This is a genomic window from Cytobacillus sp. IB215316 (assembly GCF_033963865.1).
Lineage (GTDB): Bacteria > Bacillota > Bacilli > Bacillales > SM2101 > Nanhaiella > Nanhaiella sioensis.
In genome coordinates, this window is sequence record NZ_JAXBMC010000011.1 from 13,623 (window position 1) to 33,142 (window position 19,520).

A 19,520-nucleotide genomic window follows, 5' to 3' on the forward strand; every position below is an offset into this window, starting at 1 on the left:
AATAAGGCATCACCTCCAATATTGTGACAACCTATGATTTCCTAAAGTGTGCTACGTTATGCTGGCAAATCAATTAGCATAAACCGTGACTGACCAACCCCATCTATATTTAGAGAAGTTACGTCTACAATACGTGCTGAATCTCTTTTATTTAATGTTGTATTTCCATTAAGAAGTAACTCTCCCTCAATGACGAAAATGAGCGTTTTTCTATCTTTATCTTGTGTAAACGTTATAGCGTGATCTGACTCTAAATCAGCTAAATAGATCGTTAGGTCTTGATTAATATCTGCTACTTTACTATTGTCAGGATGATTAGCGACAACAGGTAGTAAATGATTCTTCATCGCTCCGATATCAAAAGCTGTCTTTTCATATGAAGGAGTTACACCTTGTTCTTTCGGGAAAAACCAAAGCTGCAAAAAGTTAACATCTTCTTCACTAGATGGATTGACCTCCGAGTGATATATTCCAGTCCCTGCTGACATCCGTTGAATTTCACCGAAAGTCGTCGTTGCCTTATTACCTTGACTATCTTCATGTTGTAATTGCCCTGATAATACGATTGAGACGATTTCCATTTCCTGATGTGGATGTTTCCCAAAGCCTCGTAAAGGAGCTACAACATCATCGTTAAGTACACGTAATGGACCAAAGGTTTCATTTTCTGGGTCATGATATTCCGCAAAGGAAAAACTTAAATGCGTTTTCAGCCATCCATGATTCATCTCATGTCTTGAATTAGCGGGAAATTTTTTAATCATATTCTCTCACCCCTTTAGTGTGTAAATTTATTTCAACTGATACCAAAACCTCGTAGCTTCATACATTTACACAAATATAATCTAAAGATAGAATTCTCTAATTAGAGATATATTTGCAAAAAAATATTAATTACCTTAAACATCTCAATTCTATATATTATTAAATCGAGGTATCATTCGACTATTATGAACCAATTGAATTGTCATGAATTAATATATCACGAATTCAAGATAAATGCAACCAAAAAAATTTTGTTTCTAAATATTAACTATGACTGCGAAACATGAAATCCTACTTTTTTCCATAATCCAATCATCATCTGTTTTTCATCTTCTGTAAGCACAGAGAAAATCTCATCAATGACCTTTTTATGTTTCGGAAATATATCGTCCATTAACTCGACCCCAGCTTTGGTTATTGCCGCATAAGTTACACGACGGTCTTTCGGACAACCTTTTCGTTCAATAAGCCCTTTTTGCTCTAATTTGTCAACAACATATGTTATACTTCCACTAGCAATTAAGATATGCTCACCTATTTTTTGCAATGGAAATTTTTCTTTATTATATAATAAATCCAGCACACCAAATTCAGTTGTGTTTAAGCCATAGCTTTTAACATCTTTGCTAACAACATCTACAATCGAACGCTGTGCTTTTGACATTACAACAAATAGCTTAAGTGCAGAATTAATTTCTTTATTTTCTTCCATTATATCAAACCTCTCAATATCCAATATCTTGAATTCATTATACATAACACATCCTTCCGTGTCAATTTATCATCCCAGAATCCCCCTCCTCAAGCTTCGCTTCGTGGTGAGCTTAGATAATAGATGGGAATATGATTTTTAATTAGCTCTCCTTCTTATCAACCTGAATAACTGTCTTCACTACAAAGGCTGCTGGTATTGTGTATCCTAATAATGCCTCTGCTATCGCAATCCATCTGCCGCCACCAACTGGTGTTATGTCCCCATAACCTACAGATAATAATGTTATTGCACTGAAATACATACTTGTTTGTAGCTTAGTAAGAAAATCTCCTATTATATGTTGACCGTCTTCTTTTAATATTGAATAGCCATTTTCCTCAAGTATCGTATAGATTAACCCAAACCCGACTAATACCGTTATATAAATAGTAACTAACGCAAACAAATTCTCAAAGGATACTAATTGGTGGGCTTTTCGTTTTAAACTCCATATCGTTCTGACACTCATTATAATGCAAAAAAAAGTAAGCAAGACGATAAAACTCACCATTTCTACCCCTCCAATATTCCATCGATTAAACCTACTCTATATATACGAAAAAAAAACAAGCCTATTCTCGTTTGTACATAAATAAAGGCTTTTTTCAAAAACTTTGTTGCTATAGAGACGAGTTTAGGACAACAATAGATAAATTGACCTCATTTTAAATGAGGAAAGATGCCACGAACGCTTGGGTTATACGTATTTATTTCTTACGAAAAACAACAATCAACGTGAAAACAGCCTAAATTAATCGAACAAAATAACCTTAGCCTAATAAAACTTAGACTAAGGTTTTACATAAGTAGAGCCTCGGTTTATACAATGAAAAGTTGCCCCGGTATCATCGTTGTTTTTCCAAGTTTATTTCTTAGTACGAAAAACATCAATCAATGTGAAACAACCATCGTATTAATATAAGGGCATAGAAATAAAATCCGTTATGCTAGTTGCCCGCCCCTCTATACTTTTTCACTCCTATGTTCCATATAACTACAGCTAAAACGAAAAACAAAATACCAATAATTGGAGTAATAAAAGAATATCCATACCACTCTGTTCTCTTAAGAAAATACGCAGCTGGATACACTCCAACAAATGCAAATGGTAATATCCATGTTAATATGTAACGAATTACTTTATTATAAATATCAACTGGGTATCTTCCATAGTTCCCGATGTTATACATCATAGGCATAATTGATGTCCGAGCATCAGACCAAAAGCCTATACTAGCAATCATAATAAAAATCCCGGCATAGACAAGTGCACCGCCAATTACAAATAATATAAAAATTACTACATCATACCAGTGAAAAGCTAACTCCAATTGATAAGCTGCATAACTCATTATCGCAATTCCTGTCACGCCACCAAATAATGACTCAAGCTCCATCCTTTCAAGCACAATTTGAAATAAACTATGAATTGGTCTAGTTAAAATACGATCCATTTCACCTTTAACAATATACCTCTCATTAAAATCCCAAATATTAAAAAAAGATGTAAACAAAGCGAACGGTACAAGGAAGAAGCCGTAAATAAAAATGATCTCTTCCCTACTCCACCCATTTAGCAATTGGGTATGACCGAATACCACTAATATAAACACGAGATTTACACCTTGAAATAAAAAGTCAGATAAAATTTCAACGACTAAGTTTGCTCTATATTGTAATCTCGTTTTTAAATATTGACTAACGTATTGAAAAAAAGTCGATATGTAAAACACGTTTTTATCCTCCTTGAATGATGAGCTGCTTTTTAGCACTATTCCATAAAAGCTTAATAGGTATGACTAATACGATTGCCCATATAAGTTGGAACATAAGTGCTTCAATGATGTCATTTCCTTTGAATCCTTCAGTAAATATCATACTCGGAATATAGCTAATTGCCTGAAACGGAAAGAACATCATAACTTCTTGTGCCCATAATGGATAAAAGCTAATAGGTAGCAGTAATCCTGAAAAAAGGTCAATCACTACTCTTTTTGCACGGATTAAGCCATCGTTATTAAATAAAAAGAACGTCATAATTCCGGTAATTAGGTTAATTTGAGTATTAATAATGAAGCTTAAAACAATTGCAATAATAAAATAAAGCCATGTTGATACACTAGTAGAAAAATTAAAGGGAAAAATTAATCCTACAATAAACATACCCGGTAAAGAAAAAAACAACAAACGAAATAAACCTTCTCCTAATCCCTGCATCGTCTTCATACCTAAATAGTTGTATGGACGTATGAGTTCTATCGCTACCTTTCCTTCACGGATCTCCATCGCAATCTCTCGATCAATATTATTAAAATAAAAAGCTCTAGCCATCCAAGCTACCGCTACATACGTAGTCATTTGTATAACAGACAATCCTTGTAACTCGCCCTTATCACCATAGATTGCTGTCCATAAGAAGTAGTATGCACCTATATTTATACTGTAAATTAAAATCCCACTGTAATAGTTTGTTCTATAAGCCAGCATCATTAAGAAGCGTATTCTAATCATTTCTATATATTTATCCATTAACAACGCCTTCTTCGTATATATTTCTTATAATTTCTTCAGTAGCAACCTCATTAATATTAATATCTTTAATTTGGTATACTGCCACAATTCTTCGAATGAGCTCTGAAATGATTATTTCTTCATCTCTGACATTCGCAATCCAAACATTCATTCTTTCGTGATTTTGCCACTTAACATCTAGATCACCAGTATGTGACAATAATTCAGCTTCATTTATTTCCTTCGTAAATTGAAACTGTATTTGTTTACCATCACCCCAATTTGATCGAAGTGCTTGTAATGAACCATCATATATGATTTTCCCTTCATCAAGCATGATAACACGCTCACATAATGCTTCAATATCCGATAAATCATGTGTCGTTAATAATATTGTTGTTTTATATTTTTCATTTATTTCCTTTAAGAATTTCCTAATTTTAAGCTTTACTAACACATCCAAACCAATTGTAGGCTCATCTAAAAATAATAACGGCGGGTTATGGATAAGAGCTGCAGCTAGTTCACAGCGCATACGTTGACCTAAAGACAACTTTCGCACAGGCTTATCCAACAAAGGTCCAATATCTAACGTTTCAATAACGTGTCCCATATGATTGTTATAGTCTTCATCAGACACTTGATATATTTTTTTTAATAACCTAAATGATTCTTGTACCGCAATATCCCACCATAATTGTGACCGCTGACCAAACACTACCCCGATTGTTCTTACGAATTTTTCACGATCTTTATGAGGGTTCATCCCATTCACGCGAACACTTCCAGACGATGGAGTTAAAATACCTGTAAGCATTTTAATCGTTGTTGATTTACCAGCACCATTCTCTCCAATGTAACCTACCATTTCTCCTTCTTTAATCGTTAACGATATATCATCAACAGCATGAATTAACTTATAATTTCGAGTAAATAAATCTCGAAACGCTCCCTTTAACCCAGCTCGACTTGAAAAAGACTTAAATTCTTTGTTCAGTCTATCTACTTCTATTACATTCTTCATTTTTTTCCCTCCAACTACACACGATAAAAACTAGTTTATATAAATATTGTGAATGAAACAAATACAAAGCATACAGCATACCAAAAATATATTTTGATAGTATAATAAATAAAAGCGGAAGCGCATCGTTCATCCCCGACAAGCACTGGAAGCATTTCATTCGAAGGCGCTTTTTGCCTTCAAATGAAATGGTGAAGTGACCTCGAGGGGATTGGCGCTGGAGCTGGACAAATATAAAAGTGGAGCCGACTCATTTCTACCTAACATCAGCCCACGTCCTGTGGGCAACGGCAGAAAGTCGTCATCCATGACTCCACTCGACTAGCGTTGGAAGTTTTCAACTGAAGACGCTTTTTGTCTTCTGATGAAAAGGTGAAACGACTCGAGAGGCTAGGAGGCGGAGCTGGACAAATATAAAAGCGAAAGCGCCTTGTTCATCCCCGACAAGCACGGGAGGCTTTCCATTAGGAGGGGATTGGATCTGGAGCTAGACAACCAGAAAAGCGGAAGCGCTTTGTTCACCTTCGATAAGCAAGCGATCTATAAAAAATGAAGGTGTATTTTTCCTGGAATGAATGATCATGATGAACCGAAGAATCACGCACTGAACTGAAGCTTAACCAATTGAAAAGCATAACGCGAGTATATTTTAACTATTATGGAGGTTAGTTATGAATTTTAATAAATCTAAACAATTACATAATGAAGCTTTACAACACATTCTTGGGGGTGTGAATAGTCCTTCTCGTTCTTACAAAGCCGTGGGGGGAGGATCACCTGTAACTATGGAGAAGGCGAATGGAGCTTACTTTTGGGATGTTGATGGTAATAAATATATTGACTACTTAGCTGCATACGGTCCCATTATTACAGGGCATGCCCATCCACATATTACTGAAGCAATAAAAACAGCTGCAGAAAATGGCGTATTGTATGGAACGCCGACACGACATGAAATTACTTTTGCAAAGATGCTAAAAGAAGCTATGCCATCATTAGAGAAAGTTCGATTCGTTAATTCTGGGACCGAGGCAGTGATGACCACCATTAGAGTAGCACGTGCTTATACAAAACGTGATAAAATTATAAAATTCGCAGGCTGCTATCATGGTCATTCTGATCTAGTTCTCGTCGCTGCAGGTTCTGGACCGTCTACACTAGGGACACCAGATTCTGCAGGTGTTCCAAAAAGTATAGCTCAAGAAGTCATTACTGTACCATTTAATGACATAGAACCATTTAAAGAAGCACTTCAAAAATGGGGAGATCAAATAGCAGCAGTACTAGTAGAGCCAATAGTAGGGAATTTTGGAATAGTAGAACCTAAACCTGGCTTTTTACAACAAGTGAATGAGTTAACACATGCAGCTGGAAGTCTTGTCATTTATGATGAAGTGATTACAGCATTTCGATTCATGTACGGAGGTGCTCAAGACTTACTAAACATAAAACCAGATTTAACTGCATTAGGTAAAATTATCGGGGGAGGCTTGCCTATTGGAGCATACGGTGGCAGAGCTGAAATTATGGAGCAAGTTGCACCACTCGGTCCAGCGTATCAAGCGGGAACAATGGCAGGGAACCCCGCATCAATTTTATCTGGCATTGCCTGCCTAGAAGTATTACAACAAAACAATGTATATGAAAAGCTAGATAACTTGGGAGCGATGCTAGAAGAGGGTATTTTGACTCACGCAAAAGCCTATGAAATACCTATATCTATAAACCGACTTAAAGGTGCCCTAACTGTTTATTTTACGAACGAAACCATTGAAAACTATGAACAAGCTGAAAAGACAAACGGTGATACTTTTGCTAAATTTTTCAAGCTTATGCTTGCTCAAGGCATAAACCTTGCTCCTTCCAAGTATGAAGCATGGTTCATAACAATAGCTCATACAGAAGAAGACATTCGTACGACAATAAGGGCTGTGGAGACTGCATTTAAACAATTGAAAAATGCATAATTATACATTTCAAACAAACACTATTTTATAGTAAATGATAGTGTTTGTTTGAAACACACACATGAAAACGCTTACACATCAATGTTGTTGTTTTATGTAAAATTGATTGACTATTCAGTATTATGTATATTATATAAACAATTATGAATAAATAATTGATTTTTCCTACAGAACATGTTAGAATAGGTTTTAAATTCTGTAATTTTCCCTTCAAATATTAGTATTCTTATATACTTTTAATTGAATTGTTCGTTCTAGAGGTAAAGACCTCACTTCCACAGGTGAGAGCTTCTTAACAGGTGTAGTAAGTAGTGTCTGTCCTCATTACCCAACACTAACTCATTGCTTAAGACGATTCACCCAAATTTGATTCCTCGTAACCTTATCCAATATGTTTTATAGATCATTCTAAATAGGAGGTGAACGGCTAGAAAGTGGGTACAACTGTGATCAAAATTAACTTTAACATACCATATCCTACTTCAAAGCCGCTTGTATGAAAAACAACTGGAGCCCAAGCTTATTCGAAGATTATCAACACGCTGAGCATGATGCTTGTGGAATTGTATCAGCTATTGAAAAGGAAAAAATCCCTACAAAAGCCAATATCGACACATGTATCAATGCTCTCGTTACTATGAACCACCGTGCTGGATTTATTAACGGTGAAGGTGATGGTGTTGGAATTCATATAGATATTCCAAAAGCTCTTTGGGAAGAAAAGTTAACAAAAATAAATCAAGATCCACAAGTCGCTAGTCGAGATGATTTCATCGTTGGTCATCTTTTCATTACTAAATCTGATAACACGCAAAAAATAAAAGATAGCATTAAACATCTCTTCCAAGAACATGAATTGACAATTGTATTTGAATCAGATCAAGTTACTTCATCTAAAGCCTTAGGCCCTATCGCCTCACAACAAGATCCGATCTTTTGGCAAATAGCTTTATTACCAGAAGACGCAAATAATAACTTAGCTAATACTCTTTTTGACTTAACAGTTAACATTGAGCAAGATGACAATGTTCATGTTGCATCACTAAGTAATTACCATGCTGTTTATAAAGTCATGGGTGCTGGAGATATTTTACCAAAATACTACGATGATTTAGCCAATCCATTAGTGGCGTCTACTATGACATTAGGTCATAACCGTTATTCAACGAATACACTGTCCAACTTTTTTAGAGTACAACCTTTTAGTGTATTAGGGCATAACGGAGAAATTAATACAATTGCTAAACTTCGTGATGAAGCAACAATGATTGGGGTTCCTTTAACGGATGGTGGGAGCGATTCACAAGATTTAAATCGTACAATAGAAACATTCATAGCTAGAGATGGCTATAGTTTGTTTGAGGCAGTAGATGTGTTATTTCCACCAATTATTAATGAAATAAAAACATTCCCTAACCATCTTCAAGATTTGTATACTTACATTCGAGAAGCTTGGGGACATTTCGCTCAGGGGCCTGCGGGAATTATTTCTAGATATAATGACGAAGCTGTTTTTAGTGTCGATTCACTAGGATTACGCCCATTATGGCAAGTAGAAACTGAAACTAGTTATCTTTTTGCTTCTGAACAGGGCATCATTCCTGCAAGTGAATTTGTTGCTGAACCGAAACCACTTTCTCCGGGTGAAAAAGTCGGCTTAAAATGGGGAGAAGACAATTATATAAAACTATATGAATATGATAAGTACCAAGAAGAGGTATACAAAAGATTTAATAGTAGATGCGACATTACAAATTATAGAGAACGTTTAACTTATCCATCGTACGAAAAACAAGTAATGATCTCTAACGAAACTAAAGTTCATAACCGTCAATATGCTGCATTTGGTTGGGATAGAGAGCATATTCAACTGCTTGAACAGATGGCGGAAAAAGGGGCGGAACCGATTCGTTCTCTAGGCCACGATGCACCTCTTGCAGCAATTAATAGCTCTAGAAAAAATATTGCAGATTTTATTAAGGAAAGTGTCGCTGTTGTAACAAACCCAGCAATAGATCGTGATAGAGAAACTGAACATTTTTCAACTAGAACCATTGTCGGCAAAAGGCCATCTCTATTAGATAACAGCGAGGATAGTTATGCTGTTGAACTTATATCTCCAATTCTTTTAGAAGGTGGCATTGGAAATGCATGTGCTAATGACCTAAGTCAACCATCTTACGATCAATTAGTGCAAACATTCAGCAATCATAAACTTACCCATTTTATACCAGCAATTTATGAGGAACATGAAACGATTCCAACCGCGTTAAATCGTCTTGTAGAAGAGGCATGTGAAGCTGTAAATAACGGAAAAGCTATCATTATTATCGACGATGCACAAGCACATAGTGACGGGAAATTATGGATTGATCCTTTGCTCATTACTTCTGCAATTGATCAAGCTTTAGTTAAGAAACAATTACGACGACATTGTTCTGTACTATTACGCTCTGGGGCGATCCGATCATTACATGATATTATAGTAGCTTATGGACTTGGAGCTAATGTTATTAGTCCGTATTTATTATTTGCTACTGTTGCTGATGACACAACTATGAAAACTCAAAACCTATTTAATTCATTAAATAAAGGTTTAGAAAAGGTAATATCTACGATCGGCATACACGAGCTCCGTGGATATGGCAGACTCTTCTCAGCAATTGGATTGCATGATGAAGTGGCAAGTACATTAAACGTTGTAAACTTTTTCGGATCAAACGAATTGAAACATAATTTTGCATCTCTTAAAAATGATGCGATTACAAGAGCACAAGATTTTGAAAACGAAAGCGCGCGTCCTGGAAAAACTTTTCATTTGTTCCCTCGTTTATGGAAAGCCATTAGTGATGTTGCAAAAACAGGTTCATATGATTTATATCGTGAAAAGCTGTCGGAGCAAGAAGGAGCTAACCCAACGACAATACGTCATTTAACAGAATTGAAGCAGACGGAAAAACCAGTAAATACTGAAAAAGTTGACATTAGTGTAGCAAATCATGATCTACCATTTGTCATTGCATCAATGTCATTCGGATCACAAAATGAAATTGCATTTAGAGCATATGCCGAAGCAGCCAATCGTTTAAATATGGTTAGCCTTAATGGTGAGGGTGGAGAAATTAAAGATATGCTAGGAAAATACCCTCATACTCGTGGACAACAAGTAGCATCGGGACGATTTGGAGTAAACGCTGAGCTGTTAAACTCATCAAATTTACTAGAAATTAAAATAGGTCAAGGTGCTAAGCCTGGTGAAGGTGGACATCTTCCTGGATCGAAAGTAACTGCCAAAATTGCAGAAGCACGAAACGCAACGATTGGTTCTGATCTAATATCGCCGTCTAATAACCATGATATATATTCAATTGAAGATTTAGCTCAAATGATATCAGAACTGAAAACCGCTAATGACCAAGCAAAAGTTATAGTGAAAGTACCTGTCGTCCCTAATATCGGAACGATTGCAGTTGGCATAGCAAAGGCTGGAGCAGATATTATAACACTTAGCGGTTTTGATGGAGGTACAGGTGCTGCAAGAATACATGCTTTACAACACGTAGGTCTTCCTGTAGAGATTGGTGTAAAGGCTGCACATAACGCCTTGTTAGAAGCTGGTTTACGGAACAAGGTTGAACTTTGGGCTGACGGTGGTATAAAAAGCGCAAAAGACTGTTTGAAAATAATGCTACTCGGCGCAAACAGAATTGGTTTTGGGACCCTATCTATGATTGCGATTGGATGTACGACATGTAAAGGATGTCATCTAGATTCTTGTCACGTTGGAATTGCGACGCAAATCGAATCAGAAGCTCAGGCGAAAGAGCACGGACTCCGAAGGTTCGTTCCTAGACAATTTGATGCTGCAGTACAAGGACTTGAAAATTTATTTACCGCTTTTGGCAAGGAACTAAAAGCTTTAACCGCTTCATTAGGCATGACTAATTTGCAAGATATTGTAGGTAGATCTGATTTACTTGAACAGGTTCACGGGATTGATGCAATGGACCTATCACGCTTATTATCAACACTTGATGTTGAGCAATTTTCTTATCGAGATACACCAGTTGAAAAAGCAGAAAAGCAATTAGCTACAGCTGTAGGTGCAGAGTATTTAGATGACAAAGTAGAAGACTTACATCGCTCTCGTGAATTTACGACCGTAACGGCAGAACAACGTATTCTTGGAAGTCGAGTGTCATGTCACCGTGTACGTGGACGTCTCGATGGCTCATATGAACAACTTCCAGATGTAACATTAAAATATACAAACGGATCCATCCCTGGGAATGGCTTAGGTGCTTACAACAGTAGTGGTATTAATATACAAGTTGATGGTGGTGCACAGGACGGCATTGGAAAAACTTCCTTTGGTGGCAATATCTCAATCCTTAAATCTAAAGGAAAAGATGGAAAATACTATAATGGTGCTGTTGGAAAGGGCTTCGGTTATGGAGCACAAAAAGGCTTACTCATTGCCCAAGGTAATGCGGATGCTCGTGCAGGAATTCGTTTATCTGGTGCAGATATGATCATTGGCGGAAAAGTAACAACGCCTATTTCAGATAAAGAACATGGCAATATTGGTGTTCATGCAAATATTAAAGGATTTGCTTTTGAATATATGACTAACGGTCGCGGACTCGTCTTAGGTGATCCAGGCCCTTGGATTTGTGCAGGTATGACCGGTGGAGTAGTTTATTTAAGACATCAGCCTGAAATGGGCCTTACGAAAGAAGCTATTATGAAAAGAATTGCAAAAGGCGCCAAAGTTTCTATAGAACCATTAAGTAGTAAAGGCATTGACGATGTCAAAGAGCTACTTAACAAATATATTGAAGCACTTAGTGAAACTGATCAGTCTGATGAAATACAGGAATTAAATGTATTACTTGAAGATCTTGAGAATAACTTTTTACAATTGATTCCATCAAAAGAACAAGCTGACCCTTCAGTATCAACTGAATAATAAAATCATTTAGTTCTGGAATTCATTAAGTAAAAACAAGTTTTCAAAACCTAATTTAAGCCCCGCATTCTTTAAAATGTACCCTATAGAGTAGACACTTTAAAAAAGTCTCCTTATAGGGTACATTTTTGTATAACAGAGAAACCAAACTCATACAATGTTTAACCACCTTTTCTCACTATACTAATGTTCACCTTTACAAATAATTAAAATCGATTGACACATTCTATCTCTTGCCAATAAATCATAATCATTGTATAGTACATTATTATTTACATTTTGCTAGGCTTAGTAAAAACAAGTATAGATTATTAGAAATCTGTTGTACGTTATTTTTTTACTTAGCCTAAATGAAAGGACATTTTAAAAAATGAAACTCGGTGCCCGAATGTTAAAAACGGGAATTGCAATAGCTCTTGCATTATTTTTGGCTCATATGTTGAACCTGCCTTCCCCTGTGTTTGCTGGGATTTCAGCTGTTTTTGCAATACAGCCTTCAATATATCGGTCATATTTATCTATCATTGAACAAGCTCAAGCAAATATTATAGGGGCAATTTTTGCTGTGATCTTCGTACTGATTTTTGGTAACGACCCTTTTATTATTGGATTAACTGCCATTATCGTAATTGCTATTAATTTAAAGCTTAACCTAGAAAAAACAATTTCTATATCATTGGTTACAGTTATCGCTATTATGGCAAGTCCAACTGACAACTTTATTCAATTTTCATTCATACGATTTTCGACAATTATGCTAGGGATACTATCAGCTTTTTTCGTAAATTTAATTTTTTTACCACCTAAATATGAAACAAAGCTTTACTATAATATAGTTGAAAATACTGAAGAAATTATAAAATGGATCCGAATGAGTACAAGAAATGCCTCTGAACATGGGTTCTTAAAAAACGATATAAATAAACTAAAAGATAATATGATAAAGCTTGATCAAATGTATTTATTATATAAAGAAGAAAGAATCTACTTGAGAAAACATAAATATGTAAAAACAAGGAAACTTGTACTATTTAGGCAAATGATTATCGTAACAAATCGGTCGCTTGACACATTAAAGCTATTACACCGACTAGAAAATGAGTTACGCCATATGCCAAAAGAATTTCAATCTATGATTATATCTGAACTCGATTGCTTATTAGGTTTTCATGAACAGATTCTATTAAAATTTATCGGAAAAATAAAGAGTCAACCAACTGAGGATGCAAAAAAGGAAGCACACAACGGAAGATATTTTCTGTTACAATCATTTATTAAGAATTTTAATGCACAAAATATTAATGATCATTTAAATCATTATCAAGTGTTACCTTTAATTGGTGTAATTATTGACTATTATGAACAACTACTGCACCTTGATCATCTCATTGATAGTTTCCAACAATATCATAAGGATGAGAATGAATTTCAAATTGCTAATAAAGAGGATATGTAAGAACTGTGCAAAACAACTGGGGTGTATCGGAAGCATATACTAGTTGACCGGAAAATTGCCTTATTACCTCCTTGGCTACTTTCTTTACGACCTTACCTTTAGTAATCATCCCTTATTAATAAAAAACAGCTAACAAATGAGGTTAGCTGTTTTTACGTTTTCATTTTTGGATCTAAAGCGTCCCGAAGACCATCGCCCATTAAATTGAACCCTAATACAGTAAGCATAATGGCAAGTCCAGGGAATATCATCGTCCATGGGGCTTGTATTAAATAATTTTTTGAATCTGCAAGCATTTTCCCCCATTCTGGTTCAGGAGGTTGTGCACCTAGCCCTAAAAACCCTAGTGCTGCTGCTTCAATAATTGCTGTGGCAACAGCAAGTGTTCCTTGAACGATAATTGGAGCCATACTATTTGGCAAAATATGATGTAATAGTATTCTCGAGTCACTCATGCCAATAGCCTTTGAAGCTACGATATACTCTTCCTGTTTTACACTAAGTACTTTTGAGCGAATTAATCGGCCAAATATAGGTATATTGATGACCGCAATTGCAATTAATGCATTCCTAAGTGATGGACCTAATACAGCAACGATTCCAATCGCTAGTAGCATACTTGGAAAAGCAAGCATAATGTCAAATATTCTTGAAATAATAACATCTACCCAACGACCATAGTATCCAGCGATAACACCTAGTAATGTACCAACTACAACAGAACCTAATACAGCAAAGAAACCTACAGTTAAAGAGATTCTAGCTCCAAAAATAATTCGGGAAAATATATCTCTGCCAAAGTCATCAGTACCTAACCAATGCTCACTAGATGGTGGCTGCAAACGGTTAACAATGTTTTGTTCAGCATAATCATACGGTGCGATGTAAGGTGCGATTAATGCCACAATAACAAAGAATAAAATGATAAACATACCGACTACCGCAAGTTTATTTTTCTTAAAGTTTTTCCATGCATCTCTCCATGGAGATGATATATCTTCTTTCGTATCTGTTTGTTTTAAAGGGGATTTCTCCCTCGCAAGTTCCGCCATTTTCCCCTCCTGTTACTTTGTGTCATACTTAATGCGTGGATCTATAGCTGAATATAAAAGATCAATAATTAAATTAATCAGCACAAAGATAGTAGCAACAATTAACATTCCAGATTGAACAACAGGATAGTCCCGAGCAAAAATTGCATCAACTATGTATCTTCCGATACCAGGCCAGCTAAAAATCGTCTCTGTTAAAATGGCTCCACCTAATAACAGTCCTGTTTGCAAACCAATAATTGTTAAAACTGGGATAACAGCATTTTTCAAGGAATGTTTATAAACGACCCAAAACATTCGTACTCCCTTTGCTCGCGCTGTACGAACATAATCAGAGCGCATAACTTCCAACATACTTGATCGTGTGATCCGAGCAATAATTGCCATCGGTATCGTCGCTAGTGCCAAGCTTGGCATAACAAGATGCTTAATAACATCTACAAATTGATCAGTTCTACCTTGTAGTAATGTATCTACTATAAATAAGTGCGTTATAGGTTCAACTGGGTCACGAACTGATTCTCTCCCAGTTGTCGGTAACCATTCTAATTGCACTGCAAACACCCATTGCTCCATTAACCCAAGCCAAAATATTGGCATCGAAACGCCTATTAAGGCTAATAACATCGCAATATAGTCAAACCAAGAATTTTGAAACCAAGCACTAATAATTCCAGCATTAACACCAAGAATAATAGCAATAAGCATCGCAGCAAATGAAAGTTCAATAGTTGCTGCAAGATAAGGCCATATTTCCTCATTAATTGGTTGACTCGTCGTAATTGATTCCCCTAAGTCGCCAGTTAACAAATTACCTAAATAAGAAAAATATTGAATATACCATGGTTGATCTAAACCAAGTTTTATCGTTAGTGCTTCAATCGCTTCCTTCGTCGCAAGCTGACCTAATATAATTTGAGCAGGGTCGCCTGGAATCGCACGTAGCATTACAAAGACAATTAGCGACATACCTAACAAAACGGGTATGAGCATCAATATACGGCGAATGGTATATGATAGCAATATGTTCACCTCTTTCTTACAAACTAATCAATACAAATAGATAAGAAAGGAGAGCTTTTACACTCTCCTTCCAATAGTCATTATTTAAAATCAACCTTCGTTAGTTTATCAGATCCAGTTGGATGTGGTAAAAACCCAGTAATATTTTCTTTACCTGCTAACATAGGTTTAGAATGAACGAGTGGAATCCAAGGTGCGTCATCTTTAATAATTTCTTGTGCTTGTTTATATAAGTCATTTCGAGTATCTTCATCAGCTGTCGTTTGTGCCTCTTTTAACAGCTCATTTACTTCAGCATTATCATAGTATGAATAGTTATTACTTCCGATGCTACCTCCACTTAATAATACATTTAAGAAGTTATCAGCATCTCCGTTATCACCAGTCCATCCTAATAAGAATGTATCTGCTTCCCCTAAACGAGCTTTATCTAAATAAGTACCCCAATCAAAAGTAACAATCTCAGCTTTCACACCAATTTTTGCAAATTCTGCTTGTAATACTTCAGCAACCTTTTGTCCTTCTGGCATATATGGTCTTGGTACTGGCATTGCCCATAATTCCATTTCAAAGCCATCAGGGTATCCTGCTTCTGCAAGTAATTCTTTAGCTCTGTCTAAATCGTATGGATAATCTTCAATGTCATCATTATAACCTGAAATACTAGGAGGCATTGGGTTTTTCGCTGGTTCTGCTTGGCCAGCATAAAATGCTCCAATCAATGCTTCTTTATCAACAGCATGATTTAATGCTTGTCGAACGAGTTTCTCTTGTAATGGCCCTCTCGTACTCGTCAAACCTAAGTAGCCAACGTTCATTGAAGGACGTTCAAACACTTGTAAATCTCCATTATTTGCAGCTAAGTCCACATCTGAAGGATTTATTCCGTCCATTAAATCGATTTCACCGCTTTGTAATGCATTAAATCTTGCAGCATTATCAGGAATTGCCAGGAATGTAACTTTATCTAATAATGGGTAGTTCGCTAACCAATAATCTGTATTTTTTTCAAGAACGATACGCTCATCACGCTTCCATTCTTTAAAGACAAATGGACCTGTACCTACAGGGTTTTCTGTGAAGTTGTCACCAAACTCTTCAATTGCTGAAGGACTTGCAATACTAAATGGTGTCATTGCTAAGTTCTTCAAGAATGGTGACTGTGGTACAGTTAATGTAAATTTCACTGTATATTCGTCTTCAGCTACTACTTCACTAATGACGTGACCTTCTTCACCTGCGAAGCCACCGAACATTGAGCCGTAGTAGTAGAATGAATCTTTGCTTCCATTTGCCCAGCGCTCAAAGTTATATACAACAGCATCAGCATTAAAATCAGTACCATCATGGAATTTAACACCTTGTTGTAGCATAAACGTATAAACTAAACCATCATCAGATATATTCCAATCTTCAGCTAATGAAGGGTTTATAGTTGTATCTTGATCACCATATTCTACTAACGTATCATAAATATTTTTTGCAACCTTCATAGATTCGCCATCTGTAACGATTGCAGGATCTAAGTCTACTGAGTCACCACCACGTCCGAAGACAAGCTCTTTTGGTTTTGCATCCTCTTCAGGCTCTGTAGCTTCTTCTTCTGTTTGCTCTTGCTCTGTCTCTTCTACGTCTTCACCTGAGCTCGTATCTTCTGAATTACCACAGGCAGCAACGACAAGTGACAGCATAAGTATAAATATGAATGTCATAAATAGATTTTTTCTCTTCATTCCCCACTTTTCCCCCTTGTAATAATTGTTATTTATCATCAATACTGCTCACTATTCAAATAAATGGCAAGCAACATAATGACCCGTTTCAACTTCCTTTAATTCAGGTCTTTTTGACTTACAAATATCCATGCATTCACTACACCTCGTGTGAAAAGCACATCCTTTAGGAGGATTTGATGGACTCGGTATATCGCCTGACAACACCTCTGTTTCCATTTGAAAATCAGGGTCAGGTATTGGCACAGCAGATAGTAAAGCTTTCGTGTAAGGGTGTAGCGTATTATTGTAAAGTTCTTCACTATCTGCTAACTCTACTAATCTACCTAGATACATTACACCAACACGATCGCTAATATGCCTGACAACACCTAGATCATGGGCAATAAATAAATATGTTAAGTCAAACTCCTTTTGTAAATCTTCAAGAAGATTAAGTACTTGCGATTGAATAGATACATCAAGTGCAGATACTGGCTCATCAGCAATGATAAGCTTTGGTTTTGTCATTAGTGCTCTCGCAATACCAATTCTTTGACGTTGACCTCCACTAAATTGATGTGGATAACGCTTCGCATGATAGCTGCTTAGTCCAACTACTTCAAGCATTTCTTGTACTCTTTTTTTCCGTTCCTCTTTCGTTCCGATACCGTGAACAATCAGTGGTTCTTCTAGTATTTTTTCCACAGTATGACGTGGATTTAGCGATGCAAATGGATCTTGAAATACCATTTGCATGTCGCGCCTTATTTTTCTTAAATCATTTTTTGAAAGGCTTGTGATGTCTTTATTCTCAAATAACACTTGGCCTTCAGTCGGTTCTAATAGTCGAAGTATCGTTCTACCAGTTGTCGATTTCCCACAACCACTTTCACCAACTAAACCTAAGGTCTCTCCCTTTTTAACGTAAAAAGATACACCGTCAACAGCTTTCACTTCACCTATCTTTTTATTTAACACTCCTCCATTAATCGGAAAGTGCTTCGTTAATTCTTTAACTTGTAGTAACTGTTCTGTCATAGCTGTCTACCTCCTTTTCATCATGTAAAAAGCAACGTACTCGGTGCCCAATTTCATCTGATTGATAGAGTGGAGGTGTTTCTGTGAAGCAACGTTCCATTGCATGAGAGCATCGTTCAGCAAAACGACAGCCTTGATTAATAGAGCCTGGTTTAGGAACATTGCCCGGTATTGAATAAAGACGTTCTGCTTTATGACGAATATCAGGAACAGATTTGATTAATCCAACAGTATATGGATGTTTAGGATTTTTGAAAATTGTTTTAACGTCGCCTTCTTCTACAATCTTACCTGCATACATAACAACAACCCGCTCACAAACTTCCGCAACCACACCCAAATCGTGGGTGATTAACATGACCGCAGTATTCATTTTTTTATTTAACTCTTTCATCAGTCGTAAAATTTGTGCTTGAATCGTAACATCAAGTGCAGTTGTAGGCTCATCAGCTATAAGAATTTTTGGATCACATAGCATCGCCATTGCTATCATTACCCTCTGCCTCATACCACCAGATAACTGATGAGGATATTCATTTATTAATTCTTCAGCCCTTGGGAGACCTACTAAATTTAATATTTCAATAGCACGCTGCCGTGCTTTTTTTCTATCTAAGTCAGTATGTATTCGTAATGCTTCTACTAATTGCTGCCCTATCGTGAAAAGTGGATTAAGCGAGGTCATTGGCTCTTGAAAAATCATCGCTATATCATTTCCTCTAATATCACGCATTCTTTTTTCCGAAGACTTTGTTAAGTCTTCATCATTATATAAAATTTCACCTGCAACTATTTTCCCCGGAGGTTTTGGAATCAACCCCATTATCGATAGAGAGGTAACACTTTTTCCACAGCCGGATTCACCGACTATTCCTAACATTTCTCCCTCTTGAAGGTGAAAATCTATGTCGTCAACTGCAGGAATTTCTCCACTATCAGTAAAAAAGGACGTTCTTAACCCTTTCACTTCGAGAATTGGACGTTTTCGCAAAAAAATACCCCTCTCAAAACATATTATTAATTCAAAATTATTATACTAGTTAAAATAAATATATGTATCATTATGCCATTCATTTTATATTATTACAATACTAAATTTTCCGAATGTTTCACTTTCATCTTCCCCTTTAACGAGATAAAGTTGAGAAGCATTATTATACTTTTTTGTCCGTTTCACATTCTTTATTACATAAGAGTATGCCTTGTAACTCTTTCATCACCCAACAATCATCGGTACTTTGTTACT

Annotated in this window: 14 protein-coding genes; 3 read left to right on the forward strand and 11 right to left on the reverse strand. The window is 36.2% G+C overall.

All coding sequences use genetic code 11. The annotated features are described in order from the left end of the window. Positions 1 to 56: 56 nt before the first annotated feature. From SLH48_RS16090 to SLH48_RS16115, 6 genes are all read right to left on the reverse strand, one after another. On the reverse strand, positions 57 to 764 hold the full coding sequence (locus tag SLH48_RS16090; RefSeq protein WP_214480472.1) for a pirin family protein: 708 nt from the start codon (positions 762 to 764) through the stop codon (positions 57 to 59). A gap of 269 nt (positions 765 to 1,033) precedes the next feature. Continuing rightward, positions 1,034 to 1,522: a MarR family winged helix-turn-helix transcriptional regulator gene (locus tag SLH48_RS16095; RefSeq protein WP_413785434.1), complete on the reverse strand. Its 489-nt coding sequence runs from the start codon at positions 1,520 to 1,522 to the stop codon at positions 1,034 to 1,036. Between the two features lie 97 nt (positions 1,523 to 1,619). Next, a complete protein-coding gene (locus SLH48_RS16100) occupies positions 1,620 to 2,030 on the reverse strand; it encodes a potassium channel family protein (RefSeq protein WP_214480473.1) in 411 nt (136 codons plus the stop codon). Between the two features lie 436 nt (positions 2,031 to 2,466). Then, positions 2,467 to 3,252: an ABC transporter permease gene (locus SLH48_RS16105; protein WP_320258982.1), complete on the reverse strand. Its 786-nt coding sequence runs from the start codon at positions 3,250 to 3,252 to the stop codon at positions 2,467 to 2,469. Positions 3,253 to 3,256: 4 nt separating this feature from the next. Beyond that, the gene (locus tag SLH48_RS16110; RefSeq protein WP_214480475.1) at positions 3,257 to 4,048 is read right to left on the reverse strand and encodes an ABC transporter permease; all 792 of its coding nucleotides are present in this window, start codon (positions 4,046 to 4,048) and stop codon (positions 3,257 to 3,259) included. After that, positions 4,041 to 5,054 carry an ATP-binding cassette domain-containing protein gene (locus SLH48_RS16115; RefSeq protein WP_320258983.1) on the reverse strand — a complete coding sequence of 338 codons (1,014 nt, stop codon included), beginning with the start codon at positions 5,052 to 5,054 and terminating at the stop codon, positions 4,041 to 4,043. Before SLH48_RS16115 ends, SLH48_RS16110 begins: the two co-directional genes overlap by 8 nt. Before the next feature lie 671 nt (positions 5,055 to 5,725). On the opposite strand from SLH48_RS16115, the gene SLH48_RS16120 reads away from it, so the two are divergent. From SLH48_RS16120 to SLH48_RS16130, 3 genes are all read left to right on the forward strand, one after another. Beyond that, positions 5,726 to 7,021, forward strand: coding sequence for a glutamate-1-semialdehyde 2,1-aminomutase (locus SLH48_RS16120; RefSeq protein ID WP_320258984.1), 1,296 nt, complete (start codon positions 5,726 to 5,728; stop codon positions 7,019 to 7,021). 496 nt (positions 7,022 to 7,517) lie between these two features. After that, positions 7,518 to 11,990 carry a glutamate synthase-related protein gene (locus SLH48_RS16125; protein WP_320258985.1) on the forward strand — a complete coding sequence of 1,491 codons (4,473 nt, stop codon included), beginning with the start codon at positions 7,518 to 7,520 and terminating at the stop codon, positions 11,988 to 11,990. A gap of 370 nt (positions 11,991 to 12,360) precedes the next feature. Continuing rightward, positions 12,361 to 13,446, forward strand: coding sequence for an aromatic acid exporter family protein (locus SLH48_RS16130; protein ID WP_320258986.1), 1,086 nt, complete (start codon positions 12,361 to 12,363; stop codon positions 13,444 to 13,446). A gap of 152 nt (positions 13,447 to 13,598) precedes the next feature. On the opposite strand, the gene nikC is transcribed toward SLH48_RS16130, so the two are convergent. The 5 genes from nikC to SLH48_RS16155 form a co-directional block, all read right to left on the reverse strand. Then, on the reverse strand, positions 13,599 to 14,498 hold the full coding sequence (gene nikC / locus SLH48_RS16135) for a nickel transporter permease (protein WP_214480480.1): 900 nt from the start codon (positions 14,496 to 14,498) through the stop codon (positions 13,599 to 13,601). A gap of 12 nt (positions 14,499 to 14,510) precedes the next feature. Next, positions 14,511 to 15,521: an ABC transporter permease gene (locus SLH48_RS16140; RefSeq protein WP_320258987.1), complete on the reverse strand. Its 1,011-nt coding sequence runs from the start codon at positions 15,519 to 15,521 to the stop codon at positions 14,511 to 14,513. A gap of 80 nt (positions 15,522 to 15,601) precedes the next feature. After that, complete coding sequence (locus SLH48_RS16145; protein ID WP_320258988.1) at positions 15,602 to 17,254, reverse strand: ABC transporter substrate-binding protein; 1,653 nt, start codon at positions 17,252 to 17,254, stop codon at positions 15,602 to 15,604. A gap of 51 nt (positions 17,255 to 17,305) precedes the next feature. After that, on the reverse strand, positions 17,306 to 18,274 hold the full coding sequence (locus tag SLH48_RS16150; RefSeq protein WP_320258989.1) for a dipeptide ABC transporter ATP-binding protein: 969 nt from the start codon (positions 18,272 to 18,274) through the stop codon (positions 17,306 to 17,308). Then, on the reverse strand, positions 18,249 to 19,265 hold the full coding sequence (locus tag SLH48_RS16155) for an ABC transporter ATP-binding protein (RefSeq protein ID WP_320258990.1): 1,017 nt from the start codon (positions 19,263 to 19,265) through the stop codon (positions 18,249 to 18,251). Before SLH48_RS16155 ends, SLH48_RS16150 begins: the two co-directional genes overlap by 26 nt. Positions 19,266 to 19,520 lie beyond the last annotated feature (255 nt).